Annotated in this window: 23 protein-coding genes; 9 read left to right on the top strand and 14 right to left on the bottom strand. The window is 53.2% G+C overall.

What is annotated here, in order from left to right; translation table 11 throughout:
• The 9 genes from KWG64_RS22330 to fkpA all read right to left on the bottom strand — a co-directional run.
• A partial coding sequence (locus tag KWG64_RS22330; RefSeq protein ID WP_218523151.1) for a GTP-binding protein occupies positions 1 to 427 on the bottom strand: 427 nt, incomplete at its 3' end.
• A gap of 71 nt (positions 428 to 498) precedes the next feature.
• The gene (gene fusA, locus KWG64_RS22325) at positions 499 to 2613 is read right to left on the bottom strand and encodes an elongation factor G (protein WP_195814709.1); all 2115 of its coding nucleotides are present in this window, start codon (positions 2611 to 2613) and stop codon (positions 499 to 501) included.
• A 96-nt stretch (positions 2614 to 2709) separates the two neighbouring features.
• Entirely contained in the window at positions 2710 to 3180 is a 471-nt protein-coding gene (gene rpsG, locus KWG64_RS22320; protein ID WP_005969574.1) for a 30S ribosomal protein S7, read from the bottom strand.
• A 96-nt stretch (positions 3181 to 3276) separates the two neighbouring features.
• Positions 3277 to 3651, bottom strand: a complete 375-nt coding sequence (gene rpsL, locus KWG64_RS22315) for a 30S ribosomal protein S12 (protein WP_013573668.1) — start codon at positions 3649 to 3651, stop codon at positions 3277 to 3279.
• A 143-nt stretch (positions 3652 to 3794) separates the two neighbouring features.
• On the bottom strand, positions 3795 to 4082 hold the full coding sequence (tusB, locus tag KWG64_RS22310; protein WP_195825449.1) for a sulfurtransferase complex subunit TusB: 288 nt from the start codon (positions 4080 to 4082) through the stop codon (positions 3795 to 3797).
• A gap of 13 nt (positions 4083 to 4095) precedes the next feature.
• Complete coding sequence (gene tusC / locus KWG64_RS22305) at positions 4096 to 4455, bottom strand: sulfurtransferase complex subunit TusC (protein WP_195814711.1); 360 nt, start codon at positions 4453 to 4455, stop codon at positions 4096 to 4098.
• Positions 4456 to 4477: 22 nt separating this feature from the next.
• Positions 4478 to 4870: a sulfurtransferase complex subunit TusD gene (tusD, locus tag KWG64_RS22300; RefSeq protein ID WP_218523150.1), complete on the bottom strand. Its 393-nt coding sequence runs from the start codon at positions 4868 to 4870 to the stop codon at positions 4478 to 4480.
• Complete coding sequence (locus KWG64_RS22295; protein WP_165061123.1) at positions 4867 to 5589, bottom strand: transcriptional regulator; 723 nt, start codon at positions 5587 to 5589, stop codon at positions 4867 to 4869. Before KWG64_RS22295 ends, tusD begins: the two co-directional genes overlap by 4 nt.
• Before the next feature lie 264 nt (positions 5590 to 5853).
• On the bottom strand, positions 5854 to 6705 hold the full coding sequence (fkpA, locus tag KWG64_RS22290) for an FKBP-type peptidyl-prolyl cis-trans isomerase (RefSeq protein WP_218523149.1): 852 nt from the start codon (positions 6703 to 6705) through the stop codon (positions 5854 to 5856).
• Between the two features lie 291 nt (positions 6706 to 6996).
• On the opposite strand from fkpA, the gene KWG64_RS22285 reads away from it, so the two are divergent.
• Positions 6997 to 7215: a protein SlyX gene (locus KWG64_RS22285; protein ID WP_112288598.1), complete on the top strand. Its 219-nt coding sequence runs from the start codon at positions 6997 to 6999 to the stop codon at positions 7213 to 7215.
• A gap of 73 nt (positions 7216 to 7288) precedes the next feature.
• On the opposite strand, the gene slyD is transcribed toward KWG64_RS22285, so the two are convergent.
• The 4 genes from slyD to kefG form a co-directional block, all read right to left on the bottom strand.
• Positions 7289 to 7894, bottom strand: coding sequence for a peptidylprolyl isomerase (slyD, locus tag KWG64_RS22280; RefSeq protein WP_195814714.1), 606 nt, complete (start codon positions 7892 to 7894; stop codon positions 7289 to 7291).
• Positions 7895 to 8094: 200 nt separating this feature from the next.
• Entirely contained in the window at positions 8095 to 8298 is a 204-nt protein-coding gene (locus tag KWG64_RS22275) for a YheV family putative zinc ribbon protein (protein ID WP_218523148.1), read from the bottom strand.
• Positions 8299 to 8376: 78 nt separating this feature from the next.
• Entirely contained in the window at positions 8377 to 10185 is a 1809-nt protein-coding gene (gene kefB / locus KWG64_RS22270) for a glutathione-regulated potassium-efflux system protein KefB (RefSeq protein WP_218523147.1), read from the bottom strand.
• Positions 10185 to 10739, bottom strand: a complete 555-nt coding sequence (kefG, locus tag KWG64_RS22265; RefSeq protein ID WP_195814716.1) for a glutathione-regulated potassium-efflux system ancillary protein KefG — start codon at positions 10737 to 10739, stop codon at positions 10185 to 10187. Before kefG ends, kefB begins: the two co-directional genes overlap by 1 nt.
• A 129-nt stretch (positions 10740 to 10868) precedes the next feature.
• Between kefG and KWG64_RS22260 the strand changes: the two genes are divergently transcribed.
• From KWG64_RS22260 to KWG64_RS22250, 3 genes are all read left to right on the top strand, one after another.
• Positions 10869 to 12788, top strand: a complete 1920-nt coding sequence (locus KWG64_RS22260) for an ABC transporter ATP-binding protein (RefSeq protein WP_218523146.1) — start codon at positions 10869 to 10871, stop codon at positions 12786 to 12788.
• 178 nt (positions 12789 to 12966) lie between these two features.
• Positions 12967 to 14106: a toxic anion resistance protein gene (locus tag KWG64_RS22255; protein ID WP_218523157.1), complete on the top strand. Its 1140-nt coding sequence runs from the start codon at positions 12967 to 12969 to the stop codon at positions 14104 to 14106.
• Entirely contained in the window at positions 14103 to 15155 is a 1053-nt protein-coding gene (locus tag KWG64_RS22250; RefSeq protein ID WP_218523145.1) for a 5-bromo-4-chloroindolyl phosphate hydrolysis family protein, read from the top strand. The genes KWG64_RS22255 and KWG64_RS22250 overlap by 4 nt, the downstream gene beginning before the upstream one ends.
• Before the next feature lie 52 nt (positions 15156 to 15207).
• On the opposite strand, the gene KWG64_RS22245 is transcribed toward KWG64_RS22250, so the two are convergent.
• Positions 15208 to 15810, bottom strand: a complete 603-nt coding sequence (locus KWG64_RS22245; protein ID WP_101077425.1) for a LysE family translocator — start codon at positions 15808 to 15810, stop codon at positions 15208 to 15210.
• A 100-nt stretch (positions 15811 to 15910) separates the two neighbouring features.
• Here KWG64_RS22245 and KWG64_RS22240 point away from each other — a divergent pair, with 100 nt between their 5' ends.
• The 5 genes from KWG64_RS22240 to KWG64_RS22225 all read left to right on the top strand — a co-directional run bounded on the left by KWG64_RS22240 (position 15911) and on the right by KWG64_RS22225 (position 22050).
• On the top strand, positions 15911 to 16939 hold the full coding sequence (locus KWG64_RS22240; RefSeq protein ID WP_218523144.1) for a hydrolase: 1029 nt from the start codon (positions 15911 to 15913) through the stop codon (positions 16937 to 16939).
• On the top strand, positions 16936 to 17181 hold the full coding sequence (locus KWG64_RS22235) for a YheU family protein (RefSeq protein WP_101077427.1): 246 nt from the start codon (positions 16936 to 16938) through the stop codon (positions 17179 to 17181). The genes KWG64_RS22240 and KWG64_RS22235 overlap by 4 nt, the downstream gene beginning before the upstream one ends.
• A gap of 235 nt (positions 17182 to 17416) precedes the next feature.
• Positions 17417 to 18865: a DUF6531 domain-containing protein gene (locus KWG64_RS25770; protein WP_255562266.1), complete on the top strand. Its 1449-nt coding sequence runs from the start codon at positions 17417 to 17419 to the stop codon at positions 18863 to 18865.
• A 118-nt stretch (positions 18866 to 18983) separates the two neighbouring features.
• Complete coding sequence (locus KWG64_RS25765; RefSeq protein ID WP_255562265.1) at positions 18984 to 21608, top strand: RHS repeat domain-containing protein; 2625 nt, start codon at positions 18984 to 18986, stop codon at positions 21606 to 21608.
• A gap of 88 nt (positions 21609 to 21696) precedes the next feature.
• Positions 21697 to 22050 (top strand): hypothetical protein, encoded by a 354-nt coding sequence (locus KWG64_RS22225; protein WP_218523143.1) that lies wholly within the window; start codon positions 21697 to 21699, stop codon positions 22048 to 22050.
• Positions 22051 to 22159 lie beyond the last annotated feature (109 nt).

Here is a 22159-nt window from a genome sequence, read left to right as displayed (position 1 = left end):
GCTCGGAGATGTGTATAAGAGACAGGAACACGATGATGTAAGGAACGCCAACCTGACGACCCAGCAAGATGTGCTCACGCGTCTGAGGCATAGGGCCGTCAGTTGCAGCAACAACCAGGATCGCGCCGTCCATCTGAGCAGCACCGGTGATCATGTTTTTCACGTAGTCGGCGTGCCCTGGGCAGTCAACGTGCGCGTAGTGACGGCTTGGGGTGTCATATTCAACGTGTGAAGTGTTGATGGTGATACCGCGAGCTTTTTCTTCTGGTGCGTTATCGATCTGGTCGAATGCGCGTGCAGAACCGCCGTAGGTTTTAGCCAGAACGGTAGTGATTGCTGCAGTCAGGGTAGTTTTACCGTGGTCAACGTGGCCGATAGTACCAACGTTAACGTGCGGTTTTGTACGTTCAAATTTTTCTTTAGACACGGCTATATTCCTTACTCTTGTGCTCTCCCTTCAAAGAGAGAGCACGGGATCATTGTGTTTAAACCAGTGGCTTATTTGCCACGAGCTTCAATAACGGCCAGGGCCACGTTATTTGGCGCATCATCATACTTCAGGAATTCCATGGAGTAAGATGCACGGCCTTTGGTCAGTGAACGCAGCTGAGTCGCATAACCGAACATTTCGGAAAGCGGAACTTCGGCATGAATCACAACACCAGTAGCGTTAGATTCTTGGCCTTTCAGCATACCACGACGACGGCTAAGGTCACCGATGACGTCACCAGTGTTCTCTTCAGGCGTTTCTACTTCAACCTTCATGATCGGCTCAAGCAGAACTGGTTTCGCTTTCTTAAAGCCATCTTTGAAGGCGATAGAAGCGGCCAGTTTAAACGCCAGCTCGGAGGAGTCAACGTCATGGTAAGAACCGAAGTGCAGACGCACGCCCAGGTCTACTACCGGGTAACCCGCCAGTGGACCAGACTTCAGCTGTTCCTGGATGCCTTTGTCAATCGCGGAGATGAATTCGCCAGGAATTACACCACCCTTGATTTCGTTGACAAACTCATACCCTTTCGGATTCGAGCCAGGTTCTAATGGGTACATGTCGATCACAACGTGACCGTACTGACCACGACCACCAGACTGCTTAGCGTGTTTACCTTCAACATCAGTAACTTTAGCGCGAATTGCTTCACGGTAAGCAACCTGCGGCTTACCGACGTTAGCTTCAACGTTAAACTCACGACGCATACGGTCAACCAGGATATCCAGGTGAAGTTCACCCATACCTGCGATGATTGTCTGACCAGACTCTTCATCAGTCCAAACGCGGAATGATGGGTCTTCTTTTGCCAGACGGCCCAGAGCCAGACCCATTTTTTCCTGGTCAGCTTTGGTTTTCGGTTCTACAGCAACGGAGATTACCGGCTCAGGGAATTCCATGCGCTCCAGAATGATCACGTTATCCGGATCACACAGGGTATCACCAGTAGTCACGTCTTTCAGACCGATCGCTGCAGCGATATCGCCTGCACGAACTTCTTTGATCTCTTCACGCTTGTTAGCGTGCATCTGAACGATACGACCCAGACGTTCACGCTGAGATTTCACTGGGTTAAATACAGTGTCACCTGAGTTGACGAGACCGGAATAAACACGGAAGAACGTCAAGTTACCCACGAATGGGTCAGTAGCAATTTTGAACGCCAGAGCAGAGAACGGCTCAGAATCGTCAGAATGGCGAACTGCCGGAGTGTCTTTACCGTCGTCCAACAGACCGTTGATAGCTTCAACGTCAGTTGGTGCTGGCAGATACTCAACAACAGCATCCAGCATTGCCTGTACACCTTTGTTTTTAAACGCAGAACCACAGGTAACCAGGATGATTTCGTTGTTCAGAACGCGCTTACGCAGAGAAGTTTTGATCTCTTCTTCAGTCAGCTCTTCGCCACCAAAGAATTTCTCCATCAGCTCATCCGAGCCTTCAGCAGCGGCTTCAACGAGTTTCTGACGCCATTCTTCAGCCAGTTCTTGCATGTTTGCAGGGATTTCTTCGTATTCGAAGGTAACGCCCTGATCAGCTTCGTTCCAGTTGATAGCTTTCATTTTCACCAGGTCAACAACACCGGTGAATTTTTCTTCCGCGCCGATTGCCAGTTGCAGTGGCACCGGAGTTGCGCCCAGACGTTTTTCAATCTGATCAACAACTTTCAGGAAGTTAGCACCCATACGGTCCATTTTGTTAACGAACGCGATACGTGGAACTTTATATTTGTTTGCCTGACGCCATACGGTCTCAGACTGTGGCTGAACACCACCAACAGCACAGTAAACCATTACCGCGCCATCAAGAACACGCATGGAACGTTCAACTTCGATGGTGAAGTCAACGTGCCCTGGGGTGTCGATGATGTTGATGTGGTGTGGTTCGAACTGCTTAGCCATACCAGACCAGAAACAGGTAGTTGCAGCTGACGTGATGGTAATACCACGCTCCTGCTCCTGCTCCATCCAGTCCATGGTTGCAGCGCCGTCATGAACTTCACCGATTTTGTGGTTTACACCGGTGTAGAACAGAACACGTTCGGTAGTAGTTGTCTTACCGGCGTCGATGTGAGCACTGATACCAATGTTACGGTAGCGCTCAATGGGTGTTTTACGAGCCATTTGATTCCTCTATTACTAGGACGTTCAAGTTCGGTTAACCCAAGCGGGTTGGCTTCTTGAAGCGCCCGCTTGGTTAGCATAACTACTGCGAAGTGATTACCAGCGGTAGTGGGCGAACGCCTTGTTGGCTTCAGCCATACGGTGAACGTCTTCACGTTTCTTAACTGCAGTACCTTTGTTCTCTGCAGCATCAGAAAGTTCGTTCGCCAGGCGGAGAGCCATGGATTTATCACCGCGTTTACGAGCAGCTTCAACGATCCAACGCATTGCCAGAGCATTACGACGAACCGGACGGACTTCAACTGGAACCTGATAAGTAGAACCACCTACGCGGCGGGACTTAACTTCGACAGTCGGACGAACGTTGTCCAGAGCGACTTCGAAAGCTTCCAGGTGGCCTTTACCGCTACGTTGAGCCAGGGTCTCAAGAGCAGTGTAGACGATTGCTTCTGCAGTAGATTTTTTACCATCTACCATCAGAATGTTTACGAATTTTGCCAGCAGTTCGGATCCGAACTTAGGATCTGGCAGGATTTTACGTTGACCAATGACGCGACGACGTGGCATGGAAATACTCCGTTGTTAATTCAGGATTGTCCAAAACTCTAAGAGTTTATTTTGACAGTAAAGTGAAAATGTTTGGCCTTACTTAACGGAGAACCATTAAGACTTCGGCTTTTTAACGCCGTATTTAGAACGAGATTGCTTACGATCCTTAACGCCTGAACAGTCCAGTGCGCCACGGACGGTGTGATAACGCACACCTGGCAAGTCTTTTACACGACCGCCACGGATCAGGATCACGGAGTGTTCCTGAAGGTTATGACCTTCACCGCCGATGTAGGAGGTAACTTCAAAACCGTTAGTCAAACGCACACGGCATACTTTACGCAGTGCGGAGTTTGGTTTTTTAGGGGTGGTAGTATATACACGAGTACATACGCCACGTTTCTGCGGGCAAGCTTCCAGCGCTGGAACGTTGCTTTTAGCAACCTTCGTAGAGCGTGGTTTGCGTACCAGCTGATTAATTGTTGCCATTAAAAAGCTCCTGGATTTTGGTTCATAAACTACTTTGTAAACGCGTGATAAATCGCCCCATAAAAAGCATTAGCTAATATGGGGACGCAGAATTTTAGGGCTGACCTAAGAGGGTGTCAAGAAATATACAGCACATCGTTGATTCACCATGCCGTTTGCTGGGCATGCTTCTCAGTCAGCGCAACGAAACCAGTATAGTCGATCAGGGTGATTTTGTGCGAAATTTGACCAACCAATCCTCGCGCGGCCAGATCTTCGCTTAATACATACACTGACTGAACATGCTGGCTCAGCAGTTCACAGGCTTCACTGTCATGGATCGCCGCGAGTACGCCATCCTGCATCAGCAAAAGCGCGTCATCCGATGCAACCATCTTAAGAAGCAATGAAAAATCACAATGTTGCGGAGAATTGGAAAGGGTAAAAAGCATAGGATTTCCTGATCTAAAACGTCATCACCACATCGTAACTGGCCAGCCGGCCGCGGATTTCGGCCACAGACAGCGGCTCAACGTCCAGCACCCATTCATGCCCGGCAGATAAACCGCGAGCCTTCAGCGACTCGGTGCAGACAAAGCACTGGTCAACATCATAAAGGGGCAGAACACCGAACGTGGCGATATAATTACGGGCCAGAATTTTTTCAGGTTGCTGCGCAGGCATCAGCTGAAAAACACCGTCTGCCATAAAAAAGACGCCAATATCTTCGGTCAGCGCTGAGGTGGCTAGCAGCGCATCGAGACCTTCGCGCCCGGCGGAAGAACCGTGCGGTCCCTGCGTGAATATAAACGCTACCTTCTTCATTATTGTTCTCTGCAATAGCACATCAGAACTGAACCATACGATCACAGGTCAGCGAAGCTTCAGCAAGACTGCCCAGGCCGGTCAGATGGAAACCCGGTTGCAGGTTAGTCTGACCGTGCCCCTGATTATGGGCTTCCGTTTCGTCAATCACACCGCGACGCAAAGCAGCAGCAACACAAACATTCAGTGCCACCTGATGATCGGCGGCCATTCGCTGCCAGGATCTCACTAAATCGAATTCATCGGAGGCTGGAGCAGAAAGCAGGTTGCCATTCAGTACGCCTTCACGATAGAAAAAAACGCTGTCGAGCTGATGCCCGCTGGCAATGAGCGCCAGTGCGAACTGATACGCCGCACTGGCTTGCTGAGTTCCATACGCCGGACCAGTTACCAAAAGGCAGTAGCGGAGCTTCAACGTTCGTTCCCCACCAGGTCACCACTTTTAAACTGTCGGATATAAAGATACACAGTGTGCTTGGAAATATTCAGGCGGTCAGCCACCTGATTGATTGCATCTTTAATATCAAAGATACCTTTTTCATAAAGATTCAGTACAACCTGACGGTTCTTCGCATTGTTAGAAACATTGCGATCCGCATTCACTTCTTCAATGGTGAATTCCAGCGTCTGAGCGACCAGATCGTCAACCGACGACGCGAAGTTCACCGAAGAAGCGACTTCCTGCGTTTCCGGCGGCATGAAGGTCTGAATGATCTGCGAGAAAGGCACATCAAGGTTCATGTTGATGCACAGCAGCCCGATGACACGCTGCTCACGGTTGCGGATGGCGATAGTCACCGACTTCATCAGCACACCGCTTTTCGCACGGGTGAAATAAGCTTTGGAGACATTGCTGTCAGCGCCGGTCATGTCATGCAACATGCGCAGCGCGAGATCCGTAATCGGTGAGCCGATTTTGCGGCCGGTATGTTCGCCATTGGCGATGCGAACCGCAGAGCATTTCAGGTCTTCCAGTGAATGCAGCACAATTTCGCAGTGCTCACCAATCAGCATTGCAAGCCCGTCCACCACGGCCTCGTATGAAGACAAGATTTCATGGTCGACCTGGCTGAAAGGACGTTGGTCCAGCAAATCCAGATCGCCGGTTTCGCCAGTTATAAGCGAATTAGACATCGAAGCTACCACCCTCTATATCGCGCCTTCCAACGGGAGTCAGAGCGCATTATTCATCGTTCCAGGGTCGTTACTGTATCAAAAATACAGAAAAAACGGCCTTGCGAGTATATGGATCTGTGACGTTATGCCGGGCAGACAAAAGCGTCAAGTTATCATCATAGAGTAACCGCAATAAAATGAGGGGCTGGTTCAAATAAAAGTTACTGACGAAAAAAAACCGCCGCGTTAAGCGACGGTTTTATGCAGCAACTGTGCGGCAGCTTAGTTAGCTTTCGGCGCAGCTTCTGCTTCAGCAGGTTTCTCAGCGGCTTTAGGATCAGCTTTTGGCGCTGCTTTCACATCCAGCAGTTCAACATCGAACACCAGAGTGGAGTTAGCCGGGATCCCCGGGACGCCAGTTTTGCCGTAAGCCAGCTCTGCTGGGATAACCAGCTTGATTTTGCCGCCTTTCTTGATGTGTTTCAGGCCTTCGGTCCAGCCTGGGATAACACCGTCAAGACGGAAGGAGAGCGGCTCACCACGGGTATAAGAGTTATCGAACTCAGTCCCGTCGGTCAGGGTGCCTTTGTAGTTAACAACAACGGTATCGCTGTCTTTCGGCGCTGTGCCGGTACCTGGTTTCTCTACCTGATACAGCAGACCAGATTCAGTTTTCTTCACGCCTTTTTCTTTGGCGAAGTCAGCACGGAATTTGTCGCCTTTTTCAGCGTTAGCTTTAGCGTCCTGCTCCATTTTAGCCTGTGCAGATGCTTTCACACGGCCTTCGAAGGTTTGCAGAGTTTGCTCGATTTCCTGGTCAGACAGTTTGCTTTTGTTAGCAAACGCGTCCTGAACACCGGCGATCAGCTGGTCTTTATCCAGTTTGATGCCCAGTTTTTCTTGTTCTTTCAGTGAATTGTCCATGTAACGGCCCAGAGATGCACCCAGTGCATACGCTGCCTGCTCGTCATCACTTTTGAACTTGGTCTTATCTGTTGCTGCCGGTGCAGCTGCAGCGGCTGGCGCAGGGGCAGCAGCGGCCGGTGCTGTGGCTTCAGCAGCCATAACCTGAGTGGCATTCAGGGCGATCGCCATGGTGGTTGCCAGCAGAGTTACTTTAAACAGTGATTTCATCCATTTCTCCAAGACCAGAAGTGTGTGACCTCTGGTAATAATTACGAAAGTTCGGCGGTTACTATAACTGTCCGTCTCACGACAAAACAATCTCTATACACGCCATTAGCGTCTTATTCCGACCTTTTTTGCATCAATTAGTTTCCTAAAATTATCAGGACGGACAGATAAAGCGCCGCAGGTCAGGCAATCAGGCAGGTTTACGGGTAGAATCGCCGGTCTACAATACAGAATGAGGTTCCGGTCAGCGCTCAATCTGAGAGGCTTGGGACGCACAATGAGGGAATGATGATGGACTCAAATACCGTTGAACAACGCCTGGAGATGCTGGAAAACAAACTGGCTTTTCAGGAAATCACCATCGAAGAACTGAATTTGATTGTGACGCAGCACCAGCTGGAAATGAGCAGATTGCACGATCACCTGCGCCTGCTGACAGACAAACTGCGCGCCAGCCAGCCGTCAATGATTGCCGATCAGTCGGAAGAAACGCCGCCGCCGCATTACTGATTTGGGCTATGGCATGCAGCAAAAAGGCGCCTGAAGGCGCCTTTTGTTTTTAACCGCTCTGCTGACAGAACGATCAGTGGCAACCGCAGCCGCCGTTACCGCCGCAACCACCTTTCTTACCGTGGTCATGGTCGTGGTCGTGATCATGGCTGTGACCGTGGCCACCGCAGCAACCGTCACCGTGTTCATGGTCGTGACCATGGTCATGGCCGTGTTCGCCGTGAACGTGGCCGTGAGCCAGTTCTTCTTCAGTCGCTTCACGGATAGCAACCACTTCAACGTGGAAGTTCAGATCCTGACCCGCCAGCATGTGGTTACCGTCAACCACAACGTGGTCGCCGTCAACTTCAGTGATTTCGACAGGAACCGGGCCCTGATCGGTATCAGCCAGGAAACGCATACCAACTTCCAGCTCGTCAACGCCCATGAAGACGTCTTTCGGTACGCGCTGAACCAGGTTTTCGTCGTAGTTGCCGTAAGCGTCGTTTGCGCCTACATGTACATCAAACACATCACCAACAGCATGACCATCAAGTGCAGTTTCCAGACCGGAGATCAGGGAACCATGGCCGTGCAGGTAATCCAACGGCGCGCTCACCGGAGATTCGTCAACCAACACACCGTCTTCTGTACGTACCTGATATGCCACACTGATGACCAGGTCTTTTGCTACTTTCATGATAACTCCTACCGTTGGATACTCAATTTGTTGTCTGCGAACGTTTCGGGAACGATCGCTACTTCGCTTAAGGCTAATTCAGTGACGGCGTCTTTTGGATGAGATCATCCTGAAAATCACCGCCGGATAAATTTGGCGAAGAGTGTAGCGGAAATCCGCGTCTCTGTACTTAACAGCATAAAAAAACGCGAGCGATAACGCTACTTCGGATCGAAAATACCAATCACCTGCTCTTCCGGGCGCAGCTTCTTACTGACCTGCGCGTCGGTCTGCCGCTGATGGTGCCCGCACTGCACGCACTCCACCACTTCGACCTGATCTTCCTGCCATAAAGCCAGTGTATCCATCGCCTTACATTTCGGGCACACCGCACCAGCGATGAAACGTTTACGGGTAGACGCCATGTTAATTCTCCTGAAATTTTCGACATTGCTTCCGGTCATTTTTCATTCAGACGGCATAAAAAATTTTCGTCTGCCGGACTATTCATCATCGTCCCAGCCGTCAAGCTGACGCCGTTCGTTGTGCATTTCGCTCTGGAAGATGTCTTCCAGCTCACGCCGCGCTTCTTTCACGCGGGAAATCTGCGCCACGTCGCCACGGTTTTGCGGCACCAGTTCACGCAGCATCCGCATATCAAGACGGCGGAAATGCTGCTGGGCACGGTAGGCGCTGTGCGGATGCATGCCCAGTGTTACCAGCGCCTTTTTCCCTAACTCCAGCGCACTGGAAAACGTCTCGCGGGAGAAATTCGCCACACCGGCCTGCAATAACTCATGCGCTTCCACACGCCCCCGGGCGCGGGCAAGAATATTCAGATGCGGAAAATGCTGCTGGCACAGATGCACGATGGTCATCGTATCTTCCGGCTCATCGCAGGTGATCACGATCGACTTCGCTTTTTCCGCGCCAGACGCCCTGAGCAATTCCAGTTCAGTCGCATCGCCGTAATACACTTTGTAGCCGTAAGTCCTCATCAGGCCGACGGCGCTGATATCGCGCTCCAGCACGGTAATCCGCATTTTGTTCGCCATCAGCAAACGCCCAATCACCTGCCCGAAACGCCCGAACCCGACAATAATCACCTGCGGTTCATCATCCTGCACAAAGTGTTTTTCATCGCTTTCTTCACCGTCGTTGTAGCGGCGAACCAGAATGCGATCCACCCACTGCATCAGCAGCGGCGTGGTCATCATTGATAACGTCACTACCACCAGCAACAGCGAAAGCTGCGAGGAAGAAATGACTTTCTGCGCCCCCGCCGCCGAGAACAGCACGAAGGCAAACTCGCCGCCCTGGCTGAGAACGGCAGAAAACTGCAACCGGACCGACGTACGCAATCCGAATATCCGCGAAAGTGCGTAAAGCACAGCGCCTTTGACAGTCACGAGAATAATGACACCCGCCAGCACCAGCAGAATATGGGTGTAAAGCACGCCGAGATTGAGCGCCATGCCGACGGAAATAAAGAACAGCCCGAGCAGTAAACCCTTAAACGGCTCTATCGCGATTTCCAGTTCGTGCTGATATTCACTTTCGGCCAGTAAAATACCGGCGATGAATGTTCCGAGCGCCATCGAAAAGCCCAGCGTATCCATAAACAACGCGGAACCGAGCACCACGAGAAGCGCCGCCGCCGTAAAGACTTCGCGGACGCCAGAAGCCACAATCAGCCGGAAAATCGGCCGCAGCAGATAGCGGCCGCCGATTAACATGCCGCCAAAAGCCAGCACTTTCAGGCCGATCATTTCCCAGTTATTACTGCCTTCAGAGCCGCCCGCCAGAATGGGGATCAGCGCCAAAGCCGGGATTACGGCTATATCCTGAAACAGCAGTACGGCAAAACCCAGCTGACCGCCTTCATTACGCGTCATGCCCTTGTCGCGCATCAGCTGTAACGCCATCGCCGTTGATGACATCGCCAGCCCGATGCCGCCGATGACCGCCGCCTGCCAGGAGAATTTCGTCAGCCACAATAAACCGCCGAGCACCAGCGCGGTCAGAATCACCTGCCCGGCGCCGACGCCAAAAATTTGCCGCCGCAGCGCCCACAGTTTCCCCGGATTCAACTCCAGCCCGATGATAAACATCAGGAACACCACGCCCAGCTCGGAGAAATGCAGAATTTCATCGACGTCGCGGATGAAACCCAAACCCCACGGGCCGATGGCGATCCCGGCCAGCAAATAGCCGAGCACCGCGCCAATTCCTAAACGCTGGGCAACGGGAACCGCCACCACGGCCGCAAATAAAAACAGCAGGATCGCGGCGGGTAAATTTGAACCGTCCATCAGGCAATCCCTCCGTTCGGCAGCGGGGATTTCAGCCATTCGCCATACGCTTCGGCGTGGCTTTGCAGCACATCAGGTTTCTGACGGCGCGCCCAGTAAATGATAATCGGCGTCATCCAGTGCATATGGCACATCGCCGACGTCAGCTCGAACGGACGCATAATGTCGGACATCGGATAACGGTTATATCCGCCCGCTTTATACGCCCCTTCCGGTTCGCCGGTGGTCACAACCGAACGCCAGTATTTTCCGTTCAGTGCATTCCCGCCAGCCCCGCTGGCAAAACCACGCGCCAGAACGCGATCCATCCACTCTTTCAGCAACGCCGGGCAACTGTAGGTATAAAGAGGATGCTGGAAAACGATCACTTTGTGCTCGCGCAACAATTGCTGCTCGCGATGAATATCAATAAAGAAATCAGGATAGTGGGCGTACAAATCATGCACGGTGACATGTTCGAGCTGCCGGGCTTGTTGCAGTAAAACGCGGTTGGCGACCGAATCGGGTGATTCCGGGTGAGCGTAAAGCAGCAAAACCTTTGGTGGCTGCGACATCAATACCTCCAAAGCGTCGTCAGGGTGCGGTTTTTCCGTTACCATGCTTCGCAAAGACTAAATGGGACGCGATACGTCTTGTTTAAATCATTATCATGACAATTTAACATACTCTCAACACGGCGCTTTATGATTGTTTTCTCCTCCTTACAAATCCGACGCGGCACCAATGTGCTGCTGGACAACGCGTCTGCGACCATCAATCCCGGCCAGAAAGTCGGACTGGTGGGCAAAAATGGCTGCGGTAAATCCACCCTGATTTCGCTGCTGAAAAGTGAAATGAGCGCCGACGCCGGCAACCTGACTTTTCCCGGTAACTGGGCGCTGGCCTGGGTCAATCAGGAAACACCGGCACTCGACGAGCCGGCGATAGAGTATGTTATCGACGGCGACCGCGAATTTCGTCAGTTAGAATCCGAATTACAGCACGCCAATGAGCGTGATGATGGCCACGCTATCGCCACACTGCACGGCAAACTCGATGCGATTAATGCCTGGACAATCCCGGCGCGCGCGGCCAGCCTGCTGAGCGGTCTGGGCTTTAGCCAGAATCAGTTACAGCAGCCGGTAAAATCCTTCTCCGGTGGCTGGCGTATGCGTCTGAATCTGGCGCAGGCGCTGATTTGTCGTTCTGATTTACTGCTGCTGGATGAACCGACCAACCACCTGGATTTAGACGCCGTCATCTGGCTGGAAAAGTGGCTGAAAGGCTATACCGGGACGCTGGTTCTGATTTCTCATGACCGCGATTTCCTGGATCCGATTGTCGATAAAATTCTGCATATCGAACAGCAATCGCTGAACGAATACACCGGCAACTACTCGTCTTTCGAACGCCAGCGTGCGACCAAACTGTCGCAACAGCAGGCATTGTTTGAAAGTCAGCAGGAAAAAGTGGCGCATCTGCAAAGTTACATCGACCGTTTCCGTGCTCAGGCCACTAAAGCTAAACAAGCGCAGAGTCGCATCAAAATGCTGGAGCGCATGGAACTGATTGCGCCGGCGCACGTCGACAATCCTTTTCATTTTAGCTTCCGCTCGCCGGAAAGTTTACCCGATCCGCTGCTGCGCATGGAAAAAGTCAGCGCAGGCTACGGCGACACCACCATTCTGGATTCCATCAAACTGAATCTGGTGCCGGGCTCGCGTATCGGCCTGTTAGGCCGTAATGGCGCGGGTAAATCGACGCTGATCAAACTGCTCGCCGGTACCATGCCGCCGCTTCAGGGCGACATCGGCCTGGCGAAAGGCGTGAAACTCGGATACTTCGCCCAGCATCAGCTGGAGTTTTTGCGTGCCGACGAATCGCCGCTGCAACATCTGACCCGCCTCGCCGCACGCGAAACGGAACAACAGTTGCGTGATTATCTGGGCGGATTTGGTTTCCACGGCGACAAAGTGACGGATCCGACCGGGCGTTTCTCCGGCGGCGAAAAGGCGCGTCTGGTGCTGGCACTCATCGTCTGGCAGCGCCCTAACCTGCTGTTGCTCGATGAACCGACCAACCACCTGGATCTCGATATGCGTCAGGCGCTGACCGAAGCGTTAATCGACTTCGAAGGCGCGATGGTTGTTGTCTCGCATGACCGTCACTTACTGCGTTCGACTACTGACGATTTGTATCTGGTTCACGGCGGCAAAGTGGAACAGTTCGACGGCGATCTGGAAGATTATCAGCAATGGCTGGTGGATATTCAGCGTCAGGAAAGCCAGCAGGATGCACCGGCCAAAGACGGTGGCATGAACAGCGCGCAGTCACGTAAAGATCAGAAACGCCGCGAAGCCGATTTCCGCAACCAGACTCAGCCGCTGCGTAAGCAAATCACCAAACTCGAAGCGCAGATGGAAAAACTGGGCACCGAACTGGCGACAATCGAAGAGCGTCTGGCTGATTCGGCAATTTACGACATCAGCCGTAAAGCCGATCTTACCGAATGTCTGCAACAGCAGACCAAAGTGAAAAGCGCGCTGGATGAAACCGAAATGACCTGGCTCGATGCGCAGGAACAGCTGGAAGAGATGTCAAAAGCGTTTGATATAGAAAGCTGAGTTTGCTGTAAAACCGCCTTTATCCTTTCCGGATAAGGCGGTTCCTTTTCTCATGCCCGGTTCACTGGCAGTCACTGGTTTTGCGCGTTAAAATTCGTCCATCTCTTCGATTCCTTAATCGAAACCCGCCTGAATTTAAAAGGATGATAACGTGACGGATACCCCTGTTTCCCGGCCATTGGAAGAGCCTGTTTTATCCACCCAACTGGCAACCGATCTGACCGCCGCGCCGGACACACAAACTCCCGCCATCAGCGCCGAAGAACAGCAAAAAATAGACGAAATTGCGGCGCAAATCGATATCACCGATCCGGTCATTTCGATTGCCTATGGCGCAAAAACCCTGAATGCCATGTCGCGGTTTAACGAATCCCTGATGCAGGAAGTCCGCGCCAAAGATGCGGGCGAAGTGGGCGCGCAGCTCACGGATTTACTGAGCAAAGTGAAAGGCATTGACCTGACCGTTTTCGACCAGAAAAAAGGCCTGCTGGAATCTATTCCGCTGCTCGGCAAGTTGTTTAATAAAGTTGAGCGCACGCTTTTGGAATACCAGACGCTGGCCCGGCAGGTCGATACACTTTCCGAAAAATTGCAGGACACCATCACAGAGTTGCTGCGCAATATCGCCACGCTTGAACAGCTTTTCATCCGCAACCGCGAGTATTTCAAAGACATCAGCCTGCATATCATGGCGGGTAAAAAGAAGATTGAGCAGATCCAGTCTGAGGCCATTCCTGCGGCACAAGCAAAAGCTCAGGTTTCCGGCGATGCCATGGATGCCCAGAACGTGCGTGACTTGTTCGAAGGGATCCAGCGCTTCGAGCGCCGCCTGAGTGACCTGATGCTGACGCGAACCATGTCCATCCAGACCGCGCCACAAATTCGCCTGATGCAAAGCAACAGCCAGTCGCTGGCAGAAAAAATCCAGAGCAGCATTCTCACCACCATTCCGGTCTGGAAAAGCCAGATCGTGCTGGCGTTGTCGCTGAACTCACAGCGTCAGGCCGCGAAACTGCAAAAAGATGTCGCCGATACCACCAACGCTATGTTGCGCCGCAATGCAGAATTGCTGCAAACCGGCAGCATCGAAACCGCGACGGAAGTTGAACGTTCTATTGTTGATGTTGAAACCCTGCGCGATGTTCAGGAGCGTTTGCTGAGTACGCTCGAAGACACGATGAATATCGCCAGCAATGCCCGCGCGCGCCGTGCAGAAGTGGAGAAAGAACTGGGCACAATGGAACAGGAACTGCGGACTAAACTGGCCTCGATTGCGGCGGAGAATAACCCACAGATTAAGGCAACAGCGCAGTCATGAGGTCAATAAATCACAATACTGATGCGATCAGCTCCGTCTACCAGCAATCCCGGGGCGCACGAATATTCATCCATTTTCTGTTAATCATTGCGGGCATTATCTATGGGAAAGCGACATCCGGTGAATATCTCAACGTAGTGGACAGCATCGCCAGGAAGGATCTGAGCGGTGCCTCTTCCGTTCTGGTGTGGATGTCTTTCATTCTGTTATTTCATACATTTCTCTATGACCGTCTGAGTCTGTATTACAGCTGTCTGGTGGGCCTTCTCTGGGCTTTCACTGGCGATATGCTGGCAATCCCCTTCTGGATGGCCACCACGGCATTGCTGCTCAGTTTACTCACCCAATTCCGTTTCTCCCTGACCGGAATGTTCCTCCCGTGGATCATCGGCCTGTTCGCTTATGTAGATTTCTTCAGCTTCGCGCCTTATACCGTTTTCTATGCCGCGTTTGTCATTGTCGTTATCGGCGCGGTAATACATTTACGCAAAATCGAAAAACAGAGCCACATACCTGTCACTGCGCCGATGGATATCGTGAAGCCCATGCCGTTACGCACCAGAGCATCGGTAAAAACCGAAAGCTTACAGGCGAACACGTCGCATCAAATCTGGATGGATGATAAGCCGGTCAGAAAATCAAAACCGTACATCCCAGCAAGAGCGTTTGATCAAGAAATTGCACAACTGGAAAACAAGTCTGCGCTGACCGATTTCCCACCGGAATTACGTCACGAGATCGCTGAAATTGCGTTATCAGCACGCCGTATTCAGACATGCATGCAGGAAGACCCGAAAGACGTAGCGCCGGCTACCCGTTTCTTCCAGCGGTATATGCCCGCCGTGAATACCTTCATTGATAAAGATCTGAATTTACGACGTCAGCAGGCCAGCGATGTGAAAACGGGTGAGCGAACGCTTCAAACCCTGAAAGATATCCGCAGCATGTTTGATCAGCAGCATCAGCGGCTGCTGGAAAACGACCAGCTTGAACTGGATACCGAAATGGGTGTACTGGATAACCTGATGAAAACCGACGGCTTCAAATAATCTACAGCTGGAAATAAAAAGCCCGCCTTCAGTCAGAGGCGGGCTTTTTTTGTCAGTGCCAGATCAGCAACACACAGGCGGCGGTCAGGATCCCCATCGCGATGTTAAAGGTGTACCACGCGCGCTTACTGCGCAGCAGACGGCCAATCACGGTGCCAAAGCCCAGCCAGATAATCCCGGAAACCAGATTTACCATAAACATTCCCAGGCTGATCCCGGCAATCGAATGGTTATAGGCCGCACCGGCGAGACTGAAACTGGCGACAGCGCCAAGTCCCATCAGCCAGGCTTTCGGATTCAAAAATTGCAGCAACCACCCCTGATACAAACGAATCGGCTTCGGCGGCGGCGCGCCGGTTTCCAGCGTTTCATACGCAGACGTTGCAATTTTCCACGCCAGCCACAGCAGATACAGGCTCCCGGCGATTTTGAGGAAAAGGTGCAGCGCAGGATAAACAGTAATCAGCCCGCCGACGCCGAACGCCACCAGCAGCAAAATGCTTTGCATGCCGAGCATAATGCCGACCATCAGCCAGAGTGATCTGAAGAAACCGAAGTTAGCGCCTGACGTGGTTAACAACATATTATTCGGGCCAGGAGTGATAGCGGCGACCCATAAAAATCCAAGCATCGATAAAAATAAACCAAGTTCCATTTAATTTGGGTTCTCCGACCCGAAAGATGTGCGATAGCATTGAAGCTAACAGCGTGATATTGATCGCACAAGAGCCTCTTAAGAGAAATTTATTCATCTTATGTATGAATCCTTTCGCCCCCTGCGCGGGGCCAGCAATCCGCATATCCAGACACTGCTTCCGCGGCTGGTCCGGCGCAATGCAAAACTCAAACCTCACTGGCAACGGCTGGACACGCCGGACGGCGATTTTCTGGATTTAGCCTGGAGCGAGGACCCGCAACAGGCGCGCCATAAGCCCCGCATGATCCTGTTTCACGGGCTGGAAGGCAGTTTTTACAGCCCGTATGCTCACGGATTATTACAGGCGTGGAAAGAACGCGGCTGGCTCGGTGTGGTCATGCATTTTCGCGGATGCAGCGGCGAACCCAATAAACTTCAGCGTATTTATCATTCCGGCGAAACCGAAGACGCCCGCTTTTTCATTCGCTGGCTGAATGAAACCTACGGCGAAGTGCCGACCGGGGCAGTGGGCGTTTCGCTCGGCGGTAATATGCTGGCGTGTTATCTCGGGCAGGAAGGCGAAAATTGTACGCTGAACGCCGCCGTCGTGGTGTCGGCTCCGCTGATGCTCGAACCTTGCGCTTACCGGCTGGAACAGGGCACATCGCGGATTTACCAGCGCTACCTGCTCGATCAGCTCAAAGGAAATGCGTCACGGAAACTGGCGAAATATCCCGGTACCCTGCCCGTCACGCTGACACAACTTAAGGCCATGCGCCGCATCCGCGATTTCGACGATGCGATTACCTCAAAAGCTCACGGTTTTGCCGACGCACTGGATTATTATCGCCAGTGCAGCGGAATGCCGTTACTCGCGCAGGTCAGGATCCCGCTGCTGATTATCCATGCGAAAGACGATCCGTTCATGACGCCGGACGTGATCCCGAAAGCCGGGGATTTACCGGATTGCGTCGAATACCAGCTGACCGAACACGGTGGCCACGTGGGTTTCGTATCCGGCAGCCTGCGTAATCCGCAGATGTGGCTGGAACAGCGCATTCCGGCGTGGATTGCGCCGCACTTAGAAACAGCAGCAGACCCCATCACTGAACAGACTGAAGAAAAAACAAAGGAAATAACGTTGTGATAATTCCCTGGCAGGAACTGGACGCAGAGCTGCTCACCAGCGTGGTGGAATCTTTCGTTTTACGCGAAGGCACCGACTACGGCGAGCAGGAAAGATCTCTTGAACAAAAAGTGGATGACGTGAAACGCCAGCTGAAAAGCGGCGACATCGTGCTGGTGTGGTCGGAACTGCATGAAACGTTAAATATCATGCCCCGCGGCCAGTTCCGCGCCGGGCAGGAAGAAATGCCGCAGGACTGGTAAAGAATACTTTTTTGCCTTGATTTTCCCCGACCATTGGCCGGGGAGTTTATCCTCAACCCCCTTCACTTTTTCTGCATTCCTCATACCTGTGAACCGCCTCACAACGCGCACACCTTTTAAAGTTTAAATTCCTCTATCACTTTGATTTTGTTGTATTTATTTGATGAATAAAACAATAAATACCCCATCTTCAAATCAATCATTCCATGGACGCTTTACCCAAAAGGACTTACCCATGACCGGATTTCCCGCTGCCCGACAGTTCGATAACACCGCCATTGGCGGCCCGATTGTTCAGGGCTCGCTGGGCGTAATGATTGGCGCGCCCACCGGCGTCGCCTGCTCTGTTTGCCCTGCAAGTCCAGGCAGTCCCACTGTTGGGAATCCGGTCAGCCCGTCCCTCGGTGCCAAAGTTCTGCCCGGCGAGACCGATATTGCGCTGCCCGCGCCGCTGCCCTTTGTGCTTTCGCGCWGCTACAGCAGCTATAAAACGGACACGCCCGCGCCGGTCGGCATGTTTGGCCCCGGCTGGTCGGCGGCGGCGRATATCCGCCTGCAAATCCGTGCYGACGAACTTATCCTTAACGATAATGCCGGGCGCAGCATTCATTTTCACCTGCTTCCGCCCGGCCAGATTGCCTTCAGCCACAGCGAAAAACTCTGGCTGGCGCGCGGCGGCRYCGRTAAACAGCCTGAWAAYCATCCGCTCAGCCCGCTYTGGCAGGCCCTGCCGGAAGCACTGCGCAACAGCCCGCAYTMTTATTTTGTGGCCAACGACGCCACCGGCCCCTGGTGGATTTTGGGCTGCGTGCAGYTACCYGCAACCGCTGAAGACGTGCTGCCGCGCCCGCTGCCGTCGTCCCGTGTGCTTTTGGGTTTGTCCGACCGTTTCGGCAATCAGCTTAACTATCACCGCGATGAGGAAGGCGAATTTGCCGGACAGATTACCGGCGTCACCGACAGCTGCGGGCGGCGTTTCCGCCTTGAATTAGTCACGCTGCCGGATTTCAGACCCGCCCTGAATACAGCCTGGGGTTCTGAYTGTGGCGTGCGGCTKTCCGCCGTCTGGCTGACGAAGGATGCGGCGTTTCCGGATTTRCCGTCCAGGCCGCTGGCCCGCTACGACTACACCCCGCGCGGCGAGCTGAAAACCGTGTACGACCGCGCCGGTGAAACTGTCCGCCAGTTTGACTGGCATCCGGAACCTGCCGGCACCGGCCTGATGGTCGCGCACCGCTACGCCGGACGTCCGGCCACGCGCTACGTGTACGACGCGTCCGGCAGGGTKGTTTCGCAGGTCAACCCGGGCGGCCTGAGCTAYCAGTTTGAATACAGYAMAAATCAGACACGCGTCACCGACAGCCTCGGGCGGCTGCGCGTGTATCATTTTGAGGGCGAGAAAGGGTTGCGGCGCGTGGTCAGGCTCGACAACGCCGACGGCAGTTGTGTRCAAAGCACCTTCGACAGCCGCGGCGGGCTGACCTCGCAGACTGATACCGCCGGGCGCACCACCGGGTTTCATCTCAACCCGGCCAGCGGTGACCTGACCGAAATCGTCCACCCCGGCGGCGAAAAGCGCAGCCGGTTCAGCTATAACCGCGCCGGGCAGCTGATTTCGGCCACCGCGCCCGACGGACGCCGCGTAGGGAAANACCTACGATKTTTTGGGGCGCCTGACGGCTGAGACCGATGCCCTGAACCAGACCCGCCGCTATCACTACGCGGACGAYAAGAGCGCGCAGCCCTGCGCCACCGAAGACGCGGCAGGCGGACGGCAGACGCTGGAATGGAACGCGGCCGGCTTGCTGATTGCCTTCACTGACTGCTCCGGGTTTAAGACGTCATACCGCTACAACCGCGACGGGCAGCCGGTTGAAATCCTGCACGAAGAAGGGATGAAGACCCGCTTTGCGTACGACGCGCGCGGCAGACGGATTGTTCGCGAAGATGCCAGCGGSGCAAGARCSCGYYGGGAATACAACGCCGCGGGCGACGTCATCACCGTCACCCGCCCCGACGGCASKCAGTCCACGCAGACYTACGATGAGCGCGGCAACCCRACSTCRCARACCGAAGGCGGGCTCACGCGRCAAACMGKRTYTGACAGCGCGGGCAGGCTGGTGCGGYTGRYKAATGAAAACGGCGCGGAGACGCATTTYASCTACGACGTCATGGACCGCCTGACTCAGGAAACCGGCTTCGACGGSCGCGTGCAAAATTATCAGTACAACGCCGCCGGWCAGYTWATSCRYAGCGAYGACGCCGGGCTKRTTACGCACTGGCACTACGACGAGGACGGCCAGCTTATCCGCCAGCAGCGSCCGGACACGGAYGACGGTCCGGACGAGGTGCTGTGGCAGTACGACGCCGCCGGACGCGTCAACGAGACCGCCCACCGCAGCGAAACCCATCTKGTCACCGTGCGCTTTCAGTACGACGACAACGACAACCTGACCGGCGAGCGGCAGATTATCCGCAACGCGCACGGCGATTTGCTGTGGCAGCACACCGTCCGCCATCAGTTCGACCCGCGCGGYTTYGAGGYYTCSGTSCGYTACGACGGCCTGCCGGAAATCCACTGGCAGACCTACGGCCCSGGCCACCTGCTGGGCGTGAAGCTCGGGCACGACGTGGTGCTGGAACTCAGCCGCGACAGGCTGCACCGCGAAATCACCCGGCGGTTCAGCGATAACTGGCAGAGCGAAAACGCCTATTCGCTGACCGGACAACTCGCCGGCCAGCACACGCCGGACGTCGGCCATCCGAACCTGATACGCCTCTACGACTACAACRMCGCCGGGCAGATGACGAAGATGACCACCGGCCTCGGCGACCATCAYTAYGCTTATACGCCAGCCGGACGYYTRMAMAGCGTCAGCTCACCCGACGGCTTTCTCGCCACCCTGACCGACCCCGCYGGCAACCGCAGCGTCACGCACCRTGACCTGAACGTTCCGCCGGAAGACGCGCGGCCGGTCTGGTACCACAACCGCGTGCAGCGYGACGAACGTTACCTTTATGAATACGACMRRTWTGGCAACCTGACSGAAAAACGTCCGTTCCACGCGGGCYGGATGCACACCCCGCACGGCGGCGGAGCGGTTACCCGCATGGCTTACGACCAGGCGCACCGCCTGACGCGCSTGACAACGGAGGAAGACGGCCAGACGCTGAYGCGGGCGCGCTATATCTACGACCCGCTCGGCCGCCGGGTGGGCAAACACGTCAGCCAGATAAACCCGCAATCCGGCGAAGCACAAACGCAGAACACCTGGTTTGGCTGGGACGGCGACAGGCTGGTGCTGACTGAGAACCGCGACACCCAGCTGCACACCATTTATCATCCGGGCAGCTTCGTCCCGCTGCTGCGCGCGGAGCACGCGCGGATGGAAGACAGCCACCGCACGCTGGCGGAAAAGCTCGAAGAAGACGCCGGCAGCCCGTTCCCCGGCGATATCCATCAGCGATTTAACGACATCGAAAAGGAAATCCGCCGGAACGACGTCAGCGATGCGCACCTGCAGTGGCTGGCCTCCGTGGGCCTGAAGACCGAAAATCTCGCCCCGTGGATCGAACCGCTGCCGGACGCCGGTGAACTCAAACTGCACCTTTATCACTGCGATCATCTCGGCACGCCGGTGGCGCTGATTAATCACAAAACCGGCAAGGTGGAATGGGACGCGATTTCAGACGTCTGGGGCAACGCGGTAGATATTTTTAATCCGTACAAACTGCGSCAGCCCATAAGAATGCAGGGCCAGCATTACGACGARGAATCRGGGCTGCATTACAACCGCCAYCGTTATTATGAYCCGGCKCTGGGGCGGTATATTACTCAGGATCCGATCGGGTTGAGAGGTGGGTGGAATAGATACATATACATTAACAATCCTGTTCAATACATCGATGCCTTGGGACTAAAAGGCTTTGGAATTGGTATATCGCAAACTGGTCAGGCGGCAGAATCAGCTGGTCGTTATTTGTCAGAAAGTGATCGTGAAGGTGCGCTATTAGCGATATCCGGGCCTTACTATGCACCAATGTCTGGTTCTATCTCTGTAGATTTGTCATACGCACTTGATTTCTTTATGGGTGGGAACGATTCATATGGCTTAGCTGCTGGAACAAATGTAGGGTCTCCAATCGGCGTGGATTTATGTACCTATCGTTCACTTTGCGAACATGAAGGAATTGGAATTGCGGCCGGAGGCGCATTTACAGGAACGATATCAGGAGGAAGCGTATCTTCCGGAGAAAGCGACCTCGAGGGTTGGGGGGGTGCCGGAGGCTGGTTGGGTAAATTTGGGATAACAGCAATGAAAGATAGTGCAGGGAACAAATCTGGCTCGCTTGGAGCAGGGCCAGGTGCCGGTGCATTTGTAGGGAAAATCACCTGCCACCAATCAACTAAATGTGCTTTCGATTAGGATAGTCATGATAATTTATAATAGCTGTATCAAATACTTTATATTGATCGTCATGATTTTTACAATCGCAGCCTGTGATAGTAAAAACATGCAAGAAGTACAACTTAAAATAAAAACGTTTCAAGCAGAGTACAATGATAATAACCTAAAGGAAATGTATGCAGAGACGTCAAATGATTTCAAAAATGCAATGCCTGAAGGGAACTTTATCATCCTCATGAAGGAAAAGAAGAAAATGTTAGGGCCATATGAAAAATCAAGAGTCCTATACAGTCTAGAGAAGGACAATTCCTTGATTAAAATAACTTATATTTCCGAGTACCAAAAATATATTTTGGCCGAAGAATTTGTTTATAAAAAAAACAAAACAAACAACAAATTTGAGTTATTTAGCTTCTTGGTTGATTCAGGGGGATTTATACAGCCCGTCATGAAAAAATAGCACGCTTATAAAAAATTACACCATTGTTAATTATTATACAAAAGTACTTTCAAAATTAATAAACCAGCACAGGTGCTGGTTTATTAATATCGTTAGAAGATTGTAAACA

Source organism: Rahnella sp. PD12R (assembly GCF_019200965.1).
GTDB lineage: Bacteria > Pseudomonadota > Gammaproteobacteria > Enterobacterales > Enterobacteriaceae > Rahnella > Rahnella laticis.
Note: the sequence above shows the minus strand (reverse complement) of the source record. Positions and strands in the feature narration are given on the sequence as shown.

Excerpts from the sequence above, each read along its gene's own strand:
- fusA (WP_195814709.1), bottom strand. The coding sequence starts at position 2,613 with ATGGCTCGTAAAACACCCATTGAGCGCTACCGTAACATTGGTATCAGT.
- rpsG (WP_005969574.1), bottom strand. The coding sequence starts at position 3,180 with ATGCCACGTCGTCGCGTCATTGGTCAACGTAAAATCCTGCCAGATCCT.
- rpsL (WP_013573668.1), bottom strand. The coding sequence starts at position 3,651 with ATGGCAACAATTAATCAGCTGGTACGCAAACCACGCTCTACGAAGGTT.
- tusB (WP_195825449.1), bottom strand. The coding sequence starts at position 4,082 with ATGCTTTTTACCCTTTCCAATTCTCCGCAACATTGTGATTTTTCATTG.
- tusC (WP_195814711.1), bottom strand. The coding sequence starts at position 4,455 with ATGAAGAAGGTAGCGTTTATATTCACGCAGGGACCGCACGGTTCTTCC.
- KWG64_RS22295 (WP_165061123.1), bottom strand. The coding sequence starts at position 5,589 with ATGTCTAATTCGCTTATAACTGGCGAAACCGGCGATCTGGATTTGCTG.
- fkpA (WP_218523149.1), bottom strand. The coding sequence starts at position 6,705 with ATGAAATCACTGTTTAAAGTAACTCTGCTGGCAACCACCATGGCGATC.
- KWG64_RS22285 (WP_112288598.1), top strand. The coding sequence starts at position 6,997 with ATGGACTCAAATACCGTTGAACAACGCCTGGAGATGCTGGAAAACAAA.
- slyD (WP_195814714.1), bottom strand. The coding sequence starts at position 7,894 with ATGAAAGTAGCAAAAGACCTGGTCATCAGTGTGGCATATCAGGTACGT.
- KWG64_RS22275 (WP_218523148.1), bottom strand. The coding sequence starts at position 8,298 with ATGGCGTCTACCCGTAAACGTTTCATCGCTGGTGCGGTGTGCCCGAAA.
- kefB (WP_218523147.1), bottom strand. The coding sequence starts at position 10,185 with ATGGACGGTTCAAATTTACCCGCCGCGATCCTGCTGTTTTTATTTGCG.
- kefG (WP_195814716.1), bottom strand. The coding sequence starts at position 10,739 with ATGTCGCAGCCACCAAAGGTTTTGCTGCTTTACGCTCACCCGGAATCA.
- KWG64_RS22260 (WP_218523146.1), top strand. The coding sequence starts at position 10,869 with ATGATTGTTTTCTCCTCCTTACAAATCCGACGCGGCACCAATGTGCTG.
- KWG64_RS22250 (WP_218523145.1), top strand. The coding sequence starts at position 14,103 with ATGAGGTCAATAAATCACAATACTGATGCGATCAGCTCCGTCTACCAG.
- KWG64_RS22245 (WP_101077425.1), bottom strand. The coding sequence starts at position 15,810 with ATGGAACTTGGTTTATTTTTATCGATGCTTGGATTTTTATGGGTCGCC.
- KWG64_RS22240 (WP_218523144.1), top strand. The coding sequence starts at position 15,911 with ATGTATGAATCCTTTCGCCCCCTGCGCGGGGCCAGCAATCCGCATATC.
- KWG64_RS22225 (WP_218523143.1), top strand. The coding sequence starts at position 21,697 with ATGCAAGAAGTACAACTTAAAATAAAAACGTTTCAAGCAGAGTACAAT.